Annotated in this window: 19 protein-coding genes; 17 read left to right on the forward strand and 2 right to left on the reverse strand. The window is 55.5% G+C overall.

Going from position 1 to position 17,883, the window contains the following annotated elements; genetic code table 11:
• Positions 1 to 17 precede the first annotated feature (17 nt).
• From plsX to ptsG, 12 genes are all read left to right on the forward strand, one after another.
• On the forward strand, positions 18 to 1,058 hold the full coding sequence (gene plsX / locus CUN67_RS07360) for a phosphate acyltransferase PlsX (protein WP_208714637.1): 1,041 nt from the start codon (positions 18 to 20) through the stop codon (positions 1,056 to 1,058).
• Positions 1,059 to 2,012 (forward strand): beta-ketoacyl-ACP synthase III, encoded by a 954-nt coding sequence (locus tag CUN67_RS07365; protein WP_208714638.1) that lies wholly within the window; start codon positions 1,059 to 1,061, stop codon positions 2,010 to 2,012.
• A gap of 15 nt (positions 2,013 to 2,027) precedes the next feature.
• Complete coding sequence (gene fabD, locus CUN67_RS07370) at positions 2,028 to 2,960, forward strand: ACP S-malonyltransferase (protein WP_208714639.1); 933 nt, start codon at positions 2,028 to 2,030, stop codon at positions 2,958 to 2,960.
• Positions 2,961 to 2,970: 10 nt separating this feature from the next.
• Positions 2,971 to 3,705: a 3-oxoacyl-ACP reductase FabG gene (gene fabG, locus CUN67_RS07375; protein WP_208714640.1), complete on the forward strand. Its 735-nt coding sequence runs from the start codon at positions 2,971 to 2,973 to the stop codon at positions 3,703 to 3,705.
• Positions 3,706 to 3,859: 154 nt separating this feature from the next.
• Positions 3,860 to 4,102: an acyl carrier protein gene (acpP, locus tag CUN67_RS07380; protein ID WP_208714641.1), complete on the forward strand. Its 243-nt coding sequence runs from the start codon at positions 3,860 to 3,862 to the stop codon at positions 4,100 to 4,102.
• Between the two features lie 84 nt (positions 4,103 to 4,186).
• Positions 4,187 to 5,428 (forward strand): beta-ketoacyl-ACP synthase II, encoded by a 1,242-nt coding sequence (fabF, locus tag CUN67_RS07385; RefSeq protein ID WP_208714642.1) that lies wholly within the window; start codon positions 4,187 to 4,189, stop codon positions 5,426 to 5,428.
• 121 nt (positions 5,429 to 5,549) lie between these two features.
• Positions 5,550 to 6,365, forward strand: a complete 816-nt coding sequence (pabC, locus tag CUN67_RS07390; protein ID WP_208714643.1) for an aminodeoxychorismate lyase — start codon at positions 5,550 to 5,552, stop codon at positions 6,363 to 6,365.
• On the forward strand, positions 6,362 to 7,381 hold the full coding sequence (gene mltG / locus CUN67_RS07395; protein WP_208714644.1) for an endolytic transglycosylase MltG: 1,020 nt from the start codon (positions 6,362 to 6,364) through the stop codon (positions 7,379 to 7,381). Before pabC ends, mltG begins: the two co-directional genes overlap by 4 nt.
• The gene (gene tmk, locus CUN67_RS07400) at positions 7,371 to 8,006 is read left to right on the forward strand and encodes a dTMP kinase (protein ID WP_208714645.1); all 636 of its coding nucleotides are present in this window, start codon (positions 7,371 to 7,373) and stop codon (positions 8,004 to 8,006) included. The genes mltG and tmk overlap by 11 nt, the downstream gene beginning before the upstream one ends.
• Entirely contained in the window at positions 8,003 to 8,992 is a 990-nt protein-coding gene (holB, locus tag CUN67_RS07405; protein WP_208714646.1) for a DNA polymerase III subunit delta', read from the forward strand. The genes tmk and holB overlap by 4 nt, the downstream gene beginning before the upstream one ends.
• 17 nt (positions 8,993 to 9,009) lie before the next feature.
• On the forward strand, positions 9,010 to 9,801 hold the full coding sequence (locus CUN67_RS07410; RefSeq protein WP_208714647.1) for a metal-dependent hydrolase: 792 nt from the start codon (positions 9,010 to 9,012) through the stop codon (positions 9,799 to 9,801).
• A gap of 288 nt (positions 9,802 to 10,089) precedes the next feature.
• Entirely contained in the window at positions 10,090 to 11,523 is a 1,434-nt protein-coding gene (ptsG, locus tag CUN67_RS07415; RefSeq protein ID WP_208714648.1) for a PTS glucose transporter subunit IIBC, read from the forward strand.
• 31 nt (positions 11,524 to 11,554) lie between these two features.
• Here the strand turns inward: ptsG and bglB are convergent, their stop codons facing one another.
• Together bglB and CUN67_RS07425 are read right to left on the reverse strand one after the other, a co-directional pair.
• Positions 11,555 to 12,694 (reverse strand): beta-galactosidase BglB, encoded by a 1,140-nt coding sequence (gene bglB, locus CUN67_RS07420; protein WP_208714649.1) that lies wholly within the window; start codon positions 12,692 to 12,694, stop codon positions 11,555 to 11,557.
• 9 nt (positions 12,695 to 12,703) lie between these two features.
• The gene (locus tag CUN67_RS07425) at positions 12,704 to 14,296 is read right to left on the reverse strand and encodes an MFS transporter (RefSeq protein WP_208714650.1); all 1,593 of its coding nucleotides are present in this window, start codon (positions 14,294 to 14,296) and stop codon (positions 12,704 to 12,706) included.
• A 360-nt stretch (positions 14,297 to 14,656) separates the two neighbouring features.
• On the opposite strand from CUN67_RS07425, the gene hinT reads away from it, so the two are divergent.
• From hinT to nagZ, 5 genes are read left to right on the forward strand one after another with little or no spacing between them, the layout of a single operon-like run.
• Positions 14,657 to 15,007, forward strand: coding sequence for a purine nucleoside phosphoramidase (gene hinT, locus CUN67_RS07430; RefSeq protein ID WP_084873897.1), 351 nt, complete (start codon positions 14,657 to 14,659; stop codon positions 15,005 to 15,007).
• 19 nt (positions 15,008 to 15,026) lie between these two features.
• Positions 15,027 to 15,392, forward strand: coding sequence for a YcfL family protein (locus tag CUN67_RS07435; RefSeq protein ID WP_208714651.1), 366 nt, complete (start codon positions 15,027 to 15,029; stop codon positions 15,390 to 15,392).
• Positions 15,393 to 15,402: 10 nt separating this feature from the next.
• Positions 15,403 to 15,999, forward strand: a complete 597-nt coding sequence (lpoB, locus tag CUN67_RS07440; RefSeq protein ID WP_208714652.1) for a penicillin-binding protein activator LpoB — start codon at positions 15,403 to 15,405, stop codon at positions 15,997 to 15,999.
• Positions 15,959 to 16,801 carry a thiamine kinase gene (thiK, locus tag CUN67_RS07445; RefSeq protein WP_439332272.1) on the forward strand — a complete coding sequence of 281 codons (843 nt, stop codon included), beginning with the start codon at positions 15,959 to 15,961 and terminating at the stop codon, positions 16,799 to 16,801. The genes lpoB and thiK overlap by 41 nt, the downstream gene beginning before the upstream one ends.
• Before the next feature lie 36 nt (positions 16,802 to 16,837).
• Positions 16,838 to 17,881, forward strand: coding sequence for a beta-N-acetylhexosaminidase (nagZ, locus tag CUN67_RS07450; protein WP_208714653.1), 1,044 nt, complete (start codon positions 16,838 to 16,840; stop codon positions 17,879 to 17,881).
• Positions 17,882 to 17,883: the final 2 nt, after the last annotated feature.

Genomic DNA, 17,883 nt, shown 5'->3' on the forward strand with positions numbered 1-17,883 from the left:
TTACGCAAGGCGATACTTTGACACGTTTGACCCTGGCGTTAGATGCCATGGGCGGGGATTTCGGTCCCTGCGTGACAGTGCCTGCAGCCTTGCAGGCACTGGCCTCTCATACGCACCTGGTTCTCCTTCTGGTCGGCAAGCCCGACATCATCACGCCATTACTTGCCAAAGCGGATTCCTCTGTACTGGAGCGTTTGCGGGTTATTCCTGCCGAATCGGTTATTGCAAGTGATGCCAGACCTTCACAGGCGATTCGTCACAGTCGCGGTAGCTCAATGCGTATCGCGCTGGAGCTGGTGAAAGAAGGTCAGGCACAAGCCTGTGTCAGTGCGGGAAATACCGGCGCACTGATGGGGCTGGCCAAGTTATTACTGAAGCCGCTGGAAGGGATTGAACGTCCGGCGCTGATGACCGTTCTGCCGCACCAGCAGCAGGGGAAAACGGTGGTACTGGATCTGGGCGCGAATGTTGAGTCCGACAGTGAAATGCTGGTGCAGTTTGCCGTGATGGGCGCAGTGGTGGCCGAAGAAGTGCTGGGCATTGCGCAACCGCGTGTGGCATTGCTCAATATCGGACAGGAAGAGACCAAAGGTCTGGAAACTATCCGTATGGCAGCTGCTGTGCTGCGGGAATCACCGCAGATCAACTATATTGGTTATCTTGAGGGGAACGAACTCCTCACTGGCAAAACGGATGTGCTGGTTTGCGATGGCTTTGCTGGCAACGTCACGCTGAAAACCATGGAAGGCGTGGTAAGAATGTTTCTTTCTCTGCTTAAGTCGTCAGGTGAAGGAAAAAAACGGGCCTGGTGGCTGAAATTGCTTGGTCGTTGGATCCTGAAGCGTCTGACAAAGCGTTTCGGTCATCTCAACCCCGACCAGTACAATGGCGCTTGTCTGTTAGGATTGCGCGGGACGGTAATCAAAAGCCACGGTGCGGCGAATCAACGCGCATTTGCCGTGGCGATAGAGCAGGCAGAGCAGGCGGTGCGGCGGCAAGTCCCTGAGCGGATTGCGGCGCGCCTGGATACTGTATTAGCCAGGAGTGACAAAGCGTAGATGTTTACCAAAATTCTCGGTACGGGCAGCTATTTGCCTAGCCAGGTGCGCAGCAACGCGGACCTGGAAAAAATGGTGGAGACTTCGGACGAGTGGATTGTCACCCGTACCGGTATCCGTGAGCGCCGCATTGCTGCGCCGGATGAAACAGTAGCGAGCATGGGTTACTCGGCAGCACAACGCGCCCTCGAAATGGCGGGTGTGGCAGCCAGTGATGTGGGCTTAATTATTGTCGCGACGACATCGTCCAGCCACGCATTCCCCAGTTCAGCCTGCATGATCCAGCAAATGCTGGAAATCGACGATTGCGCCGCTTTTGATCTTGCGGCTGCCTGCGCGGGCTTTACCTATGCGCTGAGCGTAGCCGATCAGTACATCAAAAATGGCGCGGTGAAACATGCGCTGGTGATTGGAGCTGACGTGCTGGCACGCACGCTCGATCCGGCTGACCGTGGCACCATTATTTTGTTTGGTGATGGTGCGGGTGCTGTGGTACTCGGCCAGAGCAGCGAGCCGGGCATCATTTCGACCCATCTGCATGCAGACGGCCGCTACGGCAAATTGCTGACTCTGCCGTATCAGGATCGTGAGAACCAGGACCAACCCGCGTATCTCACCATGGCAGGCAACGAAGTCTTCAAAGTGGCAGTGACTGAGCTGGCGCATATTGTTGATGAAACGTTGCAGGCGAATAATCTTGATCGCGAAATGCTCGACTGGCTGGTTCCTCATCAGGCCAACCTGCGCATTATTAGCGCTACAGCAAAAAAACTCGGTATGGGAATGGATAAAGTGGTGGTGACGCTGGATCGTCACGGTAACACTTCAGCCGCATCCGTACCCAGCGCGCTGGATGAAGCCGTCCGTGATGGCCGTATTAAGCCCGGACAACTGATTCTGCTGGAAGCCTTTGGTGGTGGTTTCACCTGGGGTTCCGCGCTGGTTCGCTTTTGATTACAGGAACGAAAGATGACGCAATTTGCTTTTGTGTTCCCGGGACAGGGATCGCAGACCGTAGGTATGCTGGCCGAGCTGGCTGCTGAATACCCGCAGGTAGAAGCCACTTTCCGTGAAGCTTCTGATGCGCTGGGTTATGACTTATGGCAACTGGTCCAACAGGGACCGGCAGAAGAATTGAATAAAACCTGGCAGACACAGCCGGCGTTGCTGGCTGCATCCGTCGCAATTTATCGCGTCTGGCAGAGCAAAAATGCCGCGCAACCGGTGCTGATGGCTGGCCACAGCCTGGGTGAATACTCGGCGCTGGTTTGCGCAGGGGTACTGAATTTTGCCGATGCCATCAAACTGGTGGAACTGCGCGGTAAATTGATGCAGGAAGCCGTTCCGGAAGGTACTGGCGCGATGCAGGCCATTATTGGTCTTGATGATGCGGCGATCCGTAAAGCCTGTGAAGAGAGTGCGCAAGGGCAGGTGGTTTCACCCGTCAACTTCAACTCTCCGGGTCAGGTTGTTATCGCGGGCAACAAAGAAGCGGTTGAACGTGCGGGCGCAGCCTGTAAAGCAGCCGGTGCCAAACGCGCACTGCCGTTACCGGTCAGTGTGCCATCACACTGCGCCCTGATGAAGCCAGCGGCAGAGAAACTGGCCGTTGCGCTTGAAGCCATCAGCTTTAATGCGCCTTCTGTGCCGGTGGTCAACAATGTTGATGTGAAGTGCGAAACCGCACCAGACGCCATTCGTAGCGCATTGGTGCGTCAGCTGTATAGCCCGGTTCGCTGGACCGAGGCCGTTGAATTTATTGCCACACAAGGTGTGACTCAGCTGCTGGAGATGGGTCCAGGTAAAGTGCTGACGGGTCTCACCAAACGTATTGTGGATAGCCTGACCGCTGCAGCGGTGAACGATCCTGCTTCACTGACGGCAGCGCTTACCCAGGAATAAGAGGAAAATCATGAGCTTTGAAGGTAAAGTTGCGCTGGTTACCGGCGCGAGCCGCGGCATCGGTCGCGCCATTGCGGAAACGCTGGCAGCGCGTGGTGCTAAAGTGGTGGGTACCGCCACCAGCGAAAGCGGCGCGGAGGCAATCAGTGCTTACCTCGGCGACAGCGGCAAAGGTCTGCTGCTGAACGTGACCGATCCTGCCTCGATTGAGAGCGTACTTGATAAAGTTCGCGCAGAATTTGGCGAAGTGGACATTTTAGTCAATAATGCAGGCATTACGCGTGATAATCTGCTGATGCGCATGAAAGACGATGAATGGTCGGATATCCTGGATACCAACCTGACATCAGTTTTCCGCCTTTCTAAGGCGGTTATGCGTGCCATGATGAAAAAACGTGTGGGCCGTATCATCACCATTGGTTCTGTAGTTGGAACCATGGGTAACGCGGGCCAGGCAAACTATGCTGCAGCAAAGGCAGGTTTGATTGGCTTTAGCAAATCACTGGCGCGAGAAGTCGCGTCACGTGGCATTACCGTGAACGTCGTGGCTCCGGGCTTTATTGAAACGGATATGACGCGCGCACTGAACGAAGATCAACGCTCGGGCATTCTGGCTGAAGTTCCGGCAGGTCGCTTAGGCAACCCGCAGGAAATCGCCAATGCAGTAGCATTCTTAGCCTCTGACGAAGCAGCCTACATCACAGGTGAAACGCTGCACGTCAATGGCGGCATGTACATGGTCTGATAATCACGAAAACATTTGCATTATTTGCGGCAAAAACCGCAGAATAGCGTAAAATCGTGGTTCGACCGGCCGGGATTTTGTTGCATCTTTTTCAACATTTTATACACTACGAAAACCATCGCACAAAGCGAGTTTTGATAGGAAATTGAATAGCATGAGCACTAAGACTATTGAGGAACGCGTTAAGCAAATCACTGTTGATCAACTGGGCTGCAAAGAGGAACAGGTTACCAACAATGCTGCTTTCGTTGAAGACCTGGGCGCTGATTCTCTTGATACGGTTGAACTGGTGATGGCTCTGGAAGAAGAGTTCGATACTGAGATTCCAGACGAAGAAGCTGAGAAAATCACTACCGTTCAGGCAGCGATCGACTACATCACTAGCCACCAAGGCTAATGAATATCTTCAGGCGGTCGCTCGACCGCCTGAGTTTTATTGTTTGCCCCAAATAGTTTTTTTATCCCTCCCTGGAGGACGAACGTGTCTAAGCGTCGTGTAGTTGTGACCGGTCTTGGCATGTTGTCTCCTGTCGGCAATACCGTAGAGTCTACCTGGAGTACTCTCCTTGCCGGTCAGAGCGGCATTACCCTGATCGACCATTTTGATACTAGTGCCTATGCAACACGTTTTGCTGGTCTGGTAAAAGATTTCAATTGTGATGAATTCATCTCGCGCAAAGATCAGCGCAAGATGGATGATTTCATCCAATACGGCATTGTTGCCGGTATACAGGCTATGCATGACTCCGGTCTGGTAGTCACTGATGAAAATGCCGGTCGCGTTGGTGCGGCGATTGGTTCTGGCATCGGTGGACTGGGTTTAATTGAAGAAAACCATAGCTCGCTGGTGAATGGCGGTCCGCGCAAAATCAGCCCGTTCTTTGTGCCTTCCACCATTGTAAATATGGTCGCAGGTCACCTGACGATTATGTTTGGCCTCAAAGGTCCGAGCATTTCAATCGCGACAGCTTGTACTTCAGGTGTCCATAACATCGGTCATGCTGCGCGCATCATTGCTTACAACGATGCAGACGTCATGCTTGCCGGTGGCGCTGAAAAAGCCAGTACGCCGCTGGGCGTGGGTGGTTTTGGCGCTGCGCGTGCGCTCTCAACCCATAACGAGAACCCGCAGGCGGCAAGTCGTCCCTGGGATAAAGATCGTGATGGTTTTGTACTGGGCGATGGCGCAGGTATCGTGGTACTGGAAGAGTATGAGCACGCGAAAAAACGCGGTGCGAAAATTTATGCTGAAGTTGTTGGCTTTGGCATGAGTAGCGATGCTTACCACATGACATCACCACCGGAAAACGGTGCGGGCGCGGCGCTGGCGATGGCTAACGCATTGCGCGATGCGCAGCTGAACCCGGAACAGATCGGCTATGTCAACGCGCATGGCACTTCAACGCCAGCCGGTGATAAAGCCGAAGCTCAGGCGGTGAAATCGATCTTTGGTGCGTCAGCCAGCTCCGTTATGGTCAGCTCAACGAAATCGATGACCGGCCATCTGCTCGGTGCAGCAGGTGCGGTAGAGTCGATCTACTCGATCCTGGCACTGCGCGACCAGGCGATTCCGCCGACTATCAACCTCGACAACCCGGATGAAGGTTGCGATCTGGATTTCGTGCCTCATACCGCACGCCAGGTCAGCGGTATGGAATATACGCTCTGTAACTCCTTCGGATTCGGTGGAACCAACGGTTCTCTGATTTTCCGTAAGGTGTAAGTCGTTCCGTCCAGAACAGAGGCCCGCAATGCGGGCCTTTTTTTATATTTTGTCACGCAGTCGCGTGGAATCTTACGGCCTTCAATGGTATTCAAAGCAAGGTCAATTCATTGAGGTCGTTATGATGTGGATAAATGGAGCAGAACAGACGCAGCTTGCAGCGCGCGACCGTGCGGTGCAGTTTGGCGATGGCTGTTTCACCACCGCTGCGGTGATAAACGGACAGATTCAGCTGTTAGCCGCCCATCTGCAACGTTTGAAACAGGGTTGTGAACGCCTGCTGATGGCTGAACCTGACTGGCAGCAACTCGAAGCAGAAATGCTGGCTGCCGCACAAGGGCAGCAACGGGCGGTGTTAAAAGTGATTCTGACGCCCGGTGCGGGTGGTCGCGGCTACAGTCGGTCAGGATGCAGCCACCCCACGCGGATTCTCTCTCTCTCCCCCTGGCCCCACCATTATCAGACCCTGCAACAACAGGGGGCGAGGCTGGTGACCAGCCCGGTGCCGCTGGCACGCAATCCGCTGCTGGCGGGAATTAAACACCTGAATCGGCTGGAGCAGGTGCTGATTCGCCACCATCTTGACCAGACGGCAGCCGACGAGGCGCTGGTGCTTGACACTGAGGGGACGGTGGTGGAATGCTGTGCGGCCAATTTATTCTGGCGCGAGGGCGATGAGATATTCACGCCACGTCTCGACCAGGCTGGCGTTGCTGGCATTATGCGGCGTTTTCTGATGGCGCAGATGGCGGCTGCGGGCCAGGATTGTCAGTTGATTGATGGTAACAGGGAGCGGATCCTTGCCGCTGATGAAGTGGTGATTTGCAATGCCCTGATGCCCGTTTTACCCGTGCGAAGTATTGACGATGTTTCGTTCACCGCACGTTCGCTGTACCAGAAACTGCTTGGCAGTTGCCAGAAAATGGAAGCACCATGACCCGAATGAAAAAAATTATCGCCAGCGCCACGGCGATTATTGGCCTCGCAGCGGCCTTTAGTTATTGGCAAATTGAACGTTTCGCCGATACACCGTTAACCCTGCATCAGGAAACCATTTTTACTCTGCCAGCAGGGACTGGCCGGGTGGCACTTGAAGCACAGCTGGAAAGTGAGCATGTGATTGCACCGAGCCTGTGGTTTGGTCCGTTGCTGAAGCTGGAGCCAGAGCTGGCGCGCTTTAAGGCCGGTACTTATCGTCTCGAAAGCAACATGACGGTGCGTCAGTTGCTGGCATTGCTGGCGAGTGGCAAGGAAGCGCAGTTTCCGCTGCGTTTTGTGGAAGGTTCCCGCCTGAAAGAGTGGCTGGAGCAACTGCGTGCGGCCCCTTATCTCAAACACACTCTGAAAGATGATCAGTTTGCGACGGTGGCGGCAGCGCTAAAACTTGATGCCAGCCAGCTTGAAGGCGGCTTTTATCCCGATACTTATCTCTACACCGCCAACACCAGCGATGTCGCGCTGCTGGAACGTGCCCATGCGCGCATGAACAAGCTGGTGGATGAGATCTGGCAGAATCGTATGGATAACCTGCCTTATAAGAAAGAGCAGGATCTGGTTACGATGGCGTCGATCATCGAGAAAGAAACCGGCGTCAGCGAGGAGCGCGCGCGGGTGGCCTCGGTGTTTATCAACCGCTTGCGGATTGGCATGAAGCTACAGACCGATCCGACGGTGATTTATGGCATGGGCGATAGCTATGCTGGAACGTTGACGCGTAAAGATCTCGACACGCCAACCGATTACAATACTTATACCATTAGCGGCATGCCACCGGGTCCGATTGCCATGCCGGGCCGGGCTTCACTGGAAGCGGCAGCGCACCCGGAAAAAAGCAATTACCTCTACTTTGTGGCTGATGGTAAAGGTGGTCACACCTTTACCACTAATCTGGTCAGCCATAATAAAGCCGTGCAGGCGTATCGGCTGGCAATGAAGGAAAAAAATGAAAAGTAAGTTTATCGTCATCGAAGGCCTGGAAGGGGCAGGCAAAACCACGGCGCGTGATGCCGTGGTTGCGGTGCTCCATGAGCAGGGCATTGATGACCTGGTCTTCACGCGTGAACCGGGCGGTACACCGCTGGCGGAACAGCTGCGTGTGCTGGTTAAGCAAGGGATTGATGGCGAAACGCTCACCGATCAAGCGGAACTGCTGATGCTCTACGCTGCGCGCGTCCAGCTGGTGGAGAATGTCATCAAGCCAGCGCTGGCGCGGGGTGCCTGGGTAATTGGCGATCGTCATGATCTGTCCTCTCAGGCTTATCAGGGCGGCGGACGCGGCCTGGATACCCAACTGATGAATACCTTACGTGACGCGGTGCTGGGTGAATTCCGCCCCGATTGTACCCTGTATCTCGACGTCACTCCGGAAATTGGTTTACAGCGTGCGCGTGCACGTGGCGAACTGGACCGTATCGAGCAGGAATCGCTGCGCTTTTTTGAACGCACCCGTGAACGTTATCTGGCGCTGGCGGCGAAAGATGCTTCCATTATCACCATTGATGCCACGCAGCCGTTGCCGCAGGTAACACAGTCAATCCAGTCCGCCGTTCGTCACTGGCTGGCAGGTCAAACGGCATGAACTGGTATCCGTGGCTAAACCAGCCGTACCGGCAAATTATTGCCCGTCATCAAAGCCATCAGGCGCACCATGCGCTGTTAATTCAGGCGATCGAGGGGATGGGTGACGATGCACTGGTTTGGGGTGTCAGCCGCTGGCTGATGTGCCAGCAACCCGAAGGGCTAAAGAGCTGTGGTCACTGCCACGGTTGCCATTTGATGCAGGCGCAGACGCATCCTGACTGGTATCGTCTTGAGGCCGAGAAGGGCAAATCCTCGCTGGGGATAGATGCGGTACGTGACGTCACGGAAAAACTGTATCATTTTGCTCAGCAGGGAGGGGCGAAAGTGGTGTGGTTGCCTGACGCGGCACAACTGACCGAAGCTGCCGCCAATGCGTTGCTGAAAACCCTGGAAGAACCGCCCGCTAATACCTGGTTTTTCCTCAGCACCCGTGAGCCGTCGCGTTTGCTCGCCACGCTGCGCAGCCGTTGCATGACCTGGCATCTCTCGCCCCCTGATGAAATTCATAGCCTGCAATGGTTGCAAAAACAGATTTCCCAAGCGGAAGAGACGCTGCGTGCTGCGCTGCGCTTAAGCAACGGCGCACCTGCGGCCGCGCTGGCGTTGTTGCAACCTGAGCGATGGCAGGCCCGCCAGGCATTGTGCGACGCACTGCCCGGTGCTTTGTCGCAGGATCTGTTGCAACTGCTGCCCTCGCTAAACAGTGATGATGTCGCCGACCGCCTGGCCTGGCTGCTTTCGCTGTTGGTTGATGCGATGAAAGTCCAGCAGGGTGCCAATCGCTGGTTAAGCAACGGCGATCGTCCGGACGTGGTGACGCTGCTGGCGCAACAGTTGAACAGCAGCGCTCTGAGTGCCAGCGTGCAGTTGTGGATGCAGTGTCGTGAACAATTGCAGCAGGTGACTGCGCTCAATCGCGAATTAATGTTGACCGATCGTTTGCTGAGCTGGGGCCGTCTGCTGACGCCAGCCACCATCGGCTAATTGTAAAAGAGAGAAGTATGTTTATTGTCGATTCCCATTGCCATCTCGATGGCCTGGATTACGAAAAGCAGCACCGCGATCTGGATGATGTGATCACCAAAGCGGCAGCGCGTGACGTGAAGTTTATGCTGGCGATTGCCACCACCCTGCCGGATTACTACAAGATTAAAGCGCTGGTTGGCGAGCGTGAGAATATCGCGCTGGCCTGTGGTGTTCATCCGCTGAATCAGGAAACGCCTTACGATGTTGAGGAATTCCGACGCCTGGCCGCGGAGGAACGCGTGGTGGCGCTGGGTGAGACCGGGCTGGACTATTTTTACCAGCAGGAAACCAAAGCGCAGCAGCAGGCTTCCTTCCGTGAACATATTCGTACCGGCATTGCACTTAACAAACCGATCATCGTCCATACCCGTGATGCGCGTGAAGATACGCTGGCGATCCTGCGTGAAGAGCAGGTTGAGAAGTGCGGCGGGGTACTGCACTGTTTCACTGAAGATAAAGAGACCGCGACGAAACTGCTGGATATGGGCTTTTACATCTCCTTCTCCGGTATTCTGACGTTCCGTAACGCGGAACAAATCCGTGATGCGGCGCGTTATGTCCCGCTGGACCGGATGCTGGTGGAGACCGATTCACCTTATCTGGCACCCGTACCGCATCGTGGCAAAGAGAACCAGCCTGCGTTTACCCGTGACGTGGCCGATTATATGGCGGTGCTGAAGGGTGTCGATATTGAGACGCTGGCGGCAACCACCACCGAGAATTTCTCCCGTCTGTTTCATATCCCGATGAGTCGCCTCGGCGGTTAACGCACTTTATTTCAAACTCTGTAATTAATCAGAAATTCATCCGATGTATTGCGCCCCTGCGGGCGCAGTCAGTGATTTTTTGCTGTAAATATCAGCAAGTCAGTAAGAATTGCCTGAAAGCCAGACGGTGTCATCAGCGAAACGTGATAGCCGTCAAAGTAAGAAAAATCTATTTATTTTACTCTTCGTAATAAATCAAAAGACGCTCAGCGTCATCCCGGTAAAGGGTCCTCCCCCCGTTACCACGCGCACTGCGCGAAATGCACTCATACTCAGGAGCTTCAGGCTATGTTCAAAAACGCATTTGCGAACCTGCAAAAAGTAGGTAAGTCGCTGATGTTACCGGTATCGGTATTGCCGATTGCCGGTATTTTATTAGGTGTTGGTTCAGCTAACTTTAGCTGGTTACCTGCCGTGGTTTCGCATGTGATGGCTGAAGCGGGTGGTTCGGTATTTGCCAACATGCCGCTGATTTTTGCCATCGGTGTGGCGCTCGGCTTTACCAATAACGACGGTGTTTCCGCCCTGGCGGCAGTGGTGGCTTACGGCATCATGGTGAAAACCATGGCGGTAGTGGCTCCGCTGGTGCTGCATCTGCCAGCTGCGGAGATCGATGCCAAACATCTGGCCGATACCGGGGTACTCGGCGGGATTATCGCCGGTTCCATCGCGGCATACATGTTTAATCGCTTCTACCGTATCAAGTTGCCGGAATACCTTGGCTTCTTCGCCGGTAAGCGTTTTGTGCCGATTATTTCTGGTCTGGCGGCTATCGTGCTGGGTGTGCTGCTGTCCTTCATTTGGCCACCGGTAGGTTCAGCCATTCAGGACTTCTCACAATGGGCAGCCTATCAGAACCCGGTTGTCGCCTTCGGGATCTACGGCGTGGTTGAGCGTTCACTGGTGCCGTTTGGTCTGCACCATATCTGGAACGTACCTTTCCAGATGCAGATTGGTGAATTCACTAACGCTGCTGGCCAGGTCTTCCACGGTGACATTCCGCGTTATATGGCGGGTGACCCAACCGCAGGCAAACTGTCTGGTGGCTTCCTGTTCAAAATGTACGGTCTGCCTGCTGCTGCCATTGCTATCTGGCACTCTGCAAAACCGGAAAACCGTGCCAAAGTGGGCGGCATCATGATCTCCGCCGCACTGACCTCGTTCCTGACCGGTATCACCGAGCCGATCGAGTTCTCCTTTATGTTTGTTGCGCCGATCCTGTATGTGATCCACGCGATTCTGGCTGGCCTGGCATTCCCGATTTGCATCCTGCTCGGCATGCGTGATGGCACCAGCTTCTCACACGGTCTGATCGACTTTATCGTGCTGAGTGGCAACAGCAGCAAAATCTGGCTGTTCCCGATTGTGGGTATCATCTACGGCCTGATTTACTACACCGTGTTCCGTGTACTGATTGTCAAACTGAACCTGAAAACGCCGGGCCGTGAAGATAATGCGGTTGAGCAGAGCAGCGCGACCGGCAGTGAAATGGCGGGCAAACTGGTCACTGCATTCGGTGGCAAAGAAAACATCACCAACCTCGATGCCTGTATCACTCGTCTGCGCGTTAGCGTGGCGGATGTGGGTAAAGTGGACCAGAGCGAGCTGAAAAGCCTCGGTGCACGTGGAGTGGTGATAGCCGGTTCGGGTGTTCAGGCGATTTTCGGCACCAAGTCGGATAACCTGAAAACCGAGATGGACGATTATATTCGTAATATGTAATCAACAGCGGCCCCTGATGGGGCCGTTTTTTTTATAAATAGACCCGCAAATACTCCGTCAGGCACAGCAGCGCCATCGCCTGACCATACGGCATGGAGGTCAACGGCACCTGGCGATAATAATCCAGATCGCTGCCCATCGCGGTTCCGAACGATACCTGCTTCAGTTCACCCTCCTCGTCAATGTTGGCGATCACCCCGCGCAAGGCCTTTTCTGCCAGCGGCAGATAGTCACGGGACAGATAACGTTTACGTACCGCTTTCAGAATACCGTAGGCAAAGCCCGCAGTCGCCGAAGCCTCGGGGTAGCTGTGCGGATCATCCAGCAGGGTATGCCACAGGCCGCTGCTGTGCTGACATCCGGCCAGCGCCTTCACCTGATTCTCCAGCACCTGTTGCAGAAAACGACGGGTAGCATGCTGCTCTGGCCAGTTCATCATTTCGAGGAAGTCGGGGATGACGATGGTGACCCAGCTGTTGCCGCGTGCCCAGCGCGCGTTGGCAAAGTTGTGGCGACCGTCGAAGTTCCAGCCGTGAAACCACAATCCGCTGTGGCGGTCCACCAGATACTGGGTATGAATCAGAAACTGATAGCTGGCTTCCTCCACAAATTCCGGGCGGTCCAGCAGCTGACCAATCTTCGCCAGCGCCATCACGCTCATCATCAGCGTATCGTCCCACAGCTGCTGCGTGTTCTCGTTGTTATACACGATATGTTGCAGCCCGCCGTTTTCGGTGCGCGGCATGTCAAACATGACCCATTCCGCCCAGCGCTCCAGCACCGGCCGCCAGGCTGGGTTGCGCGTTTCTTCATAGCGGTAAGCCAGCGTCAGGAAGGGGCAGACGGTGTTGACGTTTTTGGTGGGGGTTCCCTCTGCCAGCCGGGCACTAAACCAGTCGTCAATAATCTGTCGCGTAGCCTGGTCCCCGGTCTGCTGGTAATAATGCAACATGCCATACAGCCCGATACCATGTGTCCACTCCCAGCCTGCCCAGCCTTTGGTATCAATGACGCGGCCATCATCGAGGCGCAGTAAAAACTCGCCACTCGGGTCGGTAATATTCACCAGGTTCTGCGTGAGTTGATGGATCAACTGCACCAGCTCCTTGCGCGGCAGCAGAAACTCCGGCTGGCGTAACAGGTCACTATGCTTTACAGGGAATACCGTCATGATTCATTCCTATCGTTTTGAAGAGGCAGGCAGGGGATGCAAGGTGCCCTGCTTACGGGGTAAGGGTGGCGCAGCGGGATGATGGCGATTGAGGTAGCCCACGTTGTTGTTGCCCCACAGATTCTCGTAAGGCATACCGGCGAGGGTTTCGACAATCTCGCGTGCCTCCGGGGTGATGCGTTCCGGCACCACGCGTCCGGCATCGCGCATCTTTAACGTCTCGGCACGCAATACCGTGTGGGTATGCAGATTGAGTTTAAAGCGCAGCGAAACCAGAAAGCCGCAGGTGAGCACGCAGACGGTGCCTATAGTCAGGATCGCCAGGATAGTGTGACCCACTGCCGGGACCTGGATTGTCTGGCCGGAGACAAAGCCCGCCAGCTGCAACACGATACCCACCAGCATCACGGCACCCGCCTGTGACGCTTTACGCGTCAGGGTCATAATGCCGGCAAAAATACCTTCACGGCGCTGGCCCGTGATCACTTCATCCACATCAGCGATATAGGTGTAGGTGTTCCAGGGAACATAGTTGATGCCGCCGCGCCCCAGTCCGGCAAGACCCGAAATCAGCACCAGCAGCGTCATGCTGTTGTTCATGCCGGTGTACCACAGCGCGGCATAGGAGAGGGCGCTAAGGCCGAACAGCACCACCACCAGACGGTAGGCCGGGGCCGGTCCCAGGCGGATGCATAACGGGATCATCCCCATCACCGCAATAAATTGCAGCACTGCCATGGTGCCCATCAGGCTGGAGGCGATTTGCGCGCTCTGCATCAGCACAAACACCACGTACCAGGTAAATACCGCGTTAAACACGTCCTGCGCGATATAGCCGCCGAGGTACATTCCGAGATGCTGGCGAAAGATTCGAATGCGCAGCGTTGAGGCGAGTTCGATATACAGCCGCTTCAGGCTTTGCAGCAGCGTGAGCTGGGATTTCTGCTGTTCGGCACGCAGCGATTCTGCGGAAAAGTCTTCCGGGTGACGCTCCCAGGTGAAACGCCACACCAGCGTCAGCACCAGCGCGCAAATCACGGAAAAGACCAGGCTGGCATAAAAGAATGACAGTGGATTCTCTTTGCCGAACCAGCCGATCAGGATGCCAGGCAGAAACGCCGCCAGAATGGCGGACAGCTGTGCCAGCGCGATGCGTGCGCCGGAGAAGCGGGTTTTCTGTTTAAAATCATCGGTCATCTCCGGCACCAGCGTTTCATAGGGCACCAGAATCATGGTGTAGACGATGTCAAACAGCAGGTAAGTCAGCAGATACCACCAGAAATGCATATCGGCTATCCACATCAGGCTATAGCTGAATACGCAGGGGATCCCCAGCAGGATAAAAAACTTGCGACGGCCAAAGCGCTTACCGAGCCATGTCGAACCAAAATTGTCGGTCAGGAAGCCCATTAACGGGCTGACCAGCGCGTCCAGCACGCGGGCAGCGGCAAAGATAAAGGTCGCCTCGATGGGCGTCAGCCCACAAAACGTGGTGTAGAAGTAAAGCAGCCATGCGGCCGTTAACGCCGTGGTGCCAGCACCGAGAAAATCCCCGGAACCATAGGCCAGGTAGTGGCCCAGACCAATCTTACGTGAGCGCATTGCAGGTACTCCCTGAGACAAATGTGGTGTACATCCCTCATCACTCCGGACAACTGGCTCGGATTGGTTAGAAAATAGAGCGGGAAGACGGGCCAAACCTTCGTGATTTGGCAAGGTTGTCTGCACAAGTGGCAAAATCGCAAAGAAACAGCCGTGATAAATCTAATTTATAAAACAGTGTTTCATTTTTGTGGTGGGAACCATGTCAGAAATGCGAAGCAGGCCACATCATGGTAAGCAGAAAGGAAAAAGTGGTGTAAACGCAGCCATTTAATGTAAGAAAAGTGGTCCTGAGGTTGAAAGAAGCAGAATTCCTCCCGCATACTGCCTGACTGAACTCCAGGCTTAAGGAAATGCATCATGGCTGAAGAAACCATTTTCAGTAAAATCATCCGTCGCGAAATTCCCGCCGACGTGGTTTATCAGGACGAACTGGTCACCGCCTTCCGCGATATCGCACCCAAAGCGCCCACGCATATTCTGATCATCCCTAACGTTTTGATTCCCACCGCCAACGATGCGCAGGCTGCGCACGAGCAGGCGCTGGGTCGCATGATCACTGTCGCGGCCAAAATTGCCCGTGACGAGGGGATCGCCGAAGATGGCTATCGCCTGATCATGAATTGCAACCGCCACGGCGGCCAGGAGGTTTACCACATCCATATGCATCTGCTGGGCGGCAAACCGCTTGGACCGATGCTGGCTGGCTAACCCTCAGGCGGACCTTGCTATGCGTCAATGGCTGAGCGGCCTGTTATTGCTGACCCTTGCGGGATGCAGCAGTGACAAGCCGATGATCAATACTTCGCAGTCGCTGGTGATGGAAGCCTCGGTGCTGTCAGCGGGCATCATTACCGATGAGCCAACCCTGGCTTCGCGTGATGGGCAGCTGCGGGCGTCGAGCGTACTCTATAACCAACGCGAAACGCCGGTGACTGTGCACTATCGTTATTACTGGTATGACGACAAGGGGCTGGAAATCACCCCACGCGAACCGGCACAAACGCTGACCGTACCCGCGCATGGCAGCATTGAAGCGGCTTCGCAAATCGGTAATCCGACCGCCAGCAAGGTGCGTCTCTATCTTTATCTCTGAGGAGTAATCCGTGATTCGCAGTTTACAACGTTCCGGCGCGCTGCTATTTGCGCTGATGCTAACCGGCTGTGTGATAAAACAGCAAGCTCCGGCCCCGGTGGAGCCAACGCCGCCGACCACGCCAACACAACCTGTTCCGCCGCCAACTCCGCCGCAACAGCCACCGGAAACCGTGCCACAGCCGCCGAAGCTGAAAACCATCAACTGGAATGCCAGTGTGCAGCCGCTGGTTGCCAATATGGTGCAATCGGCTGGCGTGACCCCGGGTAGCGTGCTGCTGGTGGATCGGATTAAAAACAACACCAATGGTTCGCTGCAATCGGACAACGCTACCGCAGCGATCCAGCATGCTCTGGCTAACAACGGTAAGTTCACGCTGGTGACGCCGCAACAACTGACGCAGGCGAAACAGGCGCTGGGTTTGTCTGATGACGATAGCCTGAACTCACGTAGCAAGGCGATTGGCCTGGCGCGCAATGTTAACGCGCAATACGTGCTGTACAGCACCGCGCAGGGCGATGTGAAAGCACCGACCATACAGATGTTGTTAATGCTGGTGCAGACCGGTGAAATTATCTGGTCGGGTAACGGTGTCGCACAACCCTGATCCGCAGCTGCAATATTTGATTCAGCAACAATGGCCGACGGCGCAAGCTGCCGGTCATTTTTTCACGTTGCCAGGGCTGAGTGGGCAGAGCGTGTGCATCACCAGCGATCAGGGAACGTTACTGGCGCGACGTGCGCCACAGGCAGTGATTCCGTTTGTTAATCGTCTGCGTGAGTACCGTCTGCTGCATAAGTTACGGGCTTCACAACTGGCTCCGCGCCCCTTCGGCTGGCGCGATCCCTGGCTGTTGCTGGAGTGGCTGCCGGGTGAGATGCTGCCGGTAGCCGCTTTCAGCCAGCAGCGTGCGGCGGTGGTGGCATTGCTGCAACGTCTGCACCAGCAACCGCTGACGGGCTACCGCCTGTCCCTCACGCCGCTGCTGCAACGTTACTGGCAGCTGTGCCAGCACAAACACTGGCGCTGGCAGCGTCGTTTGCAACGCCTGATGGCGGTGGGAGAACCGCATCCGTTACGCCTTGCGCCGGTTCATATGGATGTTCATGCGGGCAATCTGATTGTCACCCCTGACGGGCTGCGTCTGATCGACTGGGAATATGCGGCGGATGGTGATGTGGCGTTGGAACTGGCGGCGATTTGCGCGGTCGATCCTCATCAGCAAACGGAATGGGTCACCGCCTACGCGCAGACCATGCAGCTGGCACTGACCCCGTTGCAGCAGCAAATTCGCCGCTGGCAACCGTGGCTGCACCTGCTGATGGCCAGCTGGTATCAGCTGCGTGCCGAGCAGACCCAGGACGAAACCCTACAACAACTGGCTCGCGCCAGCTGGCAGGACCTTTAATATCGCGCGCTTTATTCGCGCTACAGGATTGATGTTATGACGATGAACACACCCGGACCGCTGATGCTTGACGTTGAGAGCTATGAACTTGACGCAGAAGAACGGGAGATTCTGCAACATCCGCTGGTTGGCGGCCTGATTCTGTTTGCCCGTAACTATCATGACCCGGCGCAGCTGGCTGAGCTGGTGCGCCAGATTCGTGCGGCATCCCATACCCGGCTGGTGGTGGCGGTGGATCAGGAAGGGGGGCGTGTGCAGCGTTTTCGCGATGGCTTCACCACCTTACCGGCGATGCAATCTTTCGCGGCGTTACACGATTTGCCCACCGCCGGAGAACTGGCGCAGCAGGCAGGCTGGCAAATGGCGGCCGAGATGATCGCGATGGATATCGACATCAGTTTCGCACCGGTGCTGGACATTGGTCATATCAGCGCGGCAATCGGCGATCGCGCTTTCCATAGCGATCCGGCGATTGCGTTGCAGGTCGCGCGTCGTTTTATTGCCGGCATGCACGAAGCGGGCATGAAAACCACCGGGAAGCATTTTCCCGGCCATGGCGCGGTAAGTGCGGATTCGCATAAAGAGACACCGCGCGATCCGCGCGATGTTGCGACCCTGCGCCAGCATGATATGGCGATCTTCCAGCAGTTGATTGACGAGCGCGCGCTGGATGCGGTGATGCCTGCCCACGTTATCTATACTGAGGTGGACCCACTGCCTGCCAGCGGTTCTCCTTACTGGCTGAAAACCGTATTACGTGAAGAATTTGGTTTTGACGGGGTGATATTCTCCGACGATCTGTCGATGGAAGGGGCCGCGGTGATGGGCAGCTATGCCGATCGCGCCCGGCAGTCGCTCAACGCCGGATGCGATATGATTCTGGTGTGTAATCACCGCCAGGGTGCCATCAGTGTGCTGGATAATTTGACCCTGATCGGGGCGACGCGGGTGGCACAGTTATACCATCAGGGACGATTCACGCGTCAAAGCCTGCAGGAAAGTACACGCTGGCAGCAGAATCAGCGCCAGCTGAGCGAGTTGCAAAGCCGCTGGCTGGCACATAAAGCGTCGGGCAGGTAACG

The sequence above is a fragment of the Pantoea cypripedii genome, from assembly GCF_011395035.1.
Classification (GTDB): domain Bacteria; phylum Pseudomonadota; class Gammaproteobacteria; order Enterobacterales; family Enterobacteriaceae; genus Pantoea; species Pantoea cypripedii_A.

Excerpts from the sequence above, each read along its gene's own strand:
- CUN67_RS07365 (WP_208714638.1), top strand. The coding sequence starts at position 1,059 with ATGTTTACCAAAATTCTCGGTACGGGCAGCTATTTGCCTAGCCAGGTG.
- fabD (WP_208714639.1), top strand. The coding sequence starts at position 2,028 with ATGACGCAATTTGCTTTTGTGTTCCCGGGACAGGGATCGCAGACCGTA.
- fabG (WP_208714640.1), top strand. The coding sequence starts at position 2,971 with ATGAGCTTTGAAGGTAAAGTTGCGCTGGTTACCGGCGCGAGCCGCGGC.
- acpP (WP_208714641.1), top strand. The coding sequence starts at position 3,860 with ATGAGCACTAAGACTATTGAGGAACGCGTTAAGCAAATCACTGTTGAT.
- pabC (WP_208714643.1), top strand. The coding sequence starts at position 5,550 with ATGATGTGGATAAATGGAGCAGAACAGACGCAGCTTGCAGCGCGCGAC.
- mltG (WP_208714644.1), top strand. The coding sequence starts at position 6,362 with ATGACCCGAATGAAAAAAATTATCGCCAGCGCCACGGCGATTATTGGC.
- tmk (WP_208714645.1), top strand. The coding sequence starts at position 7,371 with ATGAAAAGTAAGTTTATCGTCATCGAAGGCCTGGAAGGGGCAGGCAAA.
- holB (WP_208714646.1), top strand. The coding sequence starts at position 8,003 with ATGAACTGGTATCCGTGGCTAAACCAGCCGTACCGGCAAATTATTGCC.
- CUN67_RS07410 (WP_208714647.1), top strand. The coding sequence starts at position 9,010 with ATGTTTATTGTCGATTCCCATTGCCATCTCGATGGCCTGGATTACGAA.
- ptsG (WP_208714648.1), top strand. The coding sequence starts at position 10,090 with ATGTTCAAAAACGCATTTGCGAACCTGCAAAAAGTAGGTAAGTCGCTG.
- bglB (WP_208714649.1), bottom strand. The coding sequence starts at position 12,694 with ATGACGGTATTCCCTGTAAAGCATAGTGACCTGTTACGCCAGCCGGAG.
- CUN67_RS07425 (WP_208714650.1), bottom strand. The coding sequence starts at position 14,296 with ATGCGCTCACGTAAGATTGGTCTGGGCCACTACCTGGCCTATGGTTCC.
- hinT (WP_084873897.1), top strand. The coding sequence starts at position 14,657 with ATGGCTGAAGAAACCATTTTCAGTAAAATCATCCGTCGCGAAATTCCC.
- CUN67_RS07435 (WP_208714651.1), top strand. The coding sequence starts at position 15,027 with ATGCGTCAATGGCTGAGCGGCCTGTTATTGCTGACCCTTGCGGGATGC.
- nagZ (WP_208714653.1), top strand. The coding sequence starts at position 16,838 with ATGACGATGAACACACCCGGACCGCTGATGCTTGACGTTGAGAGCTAT.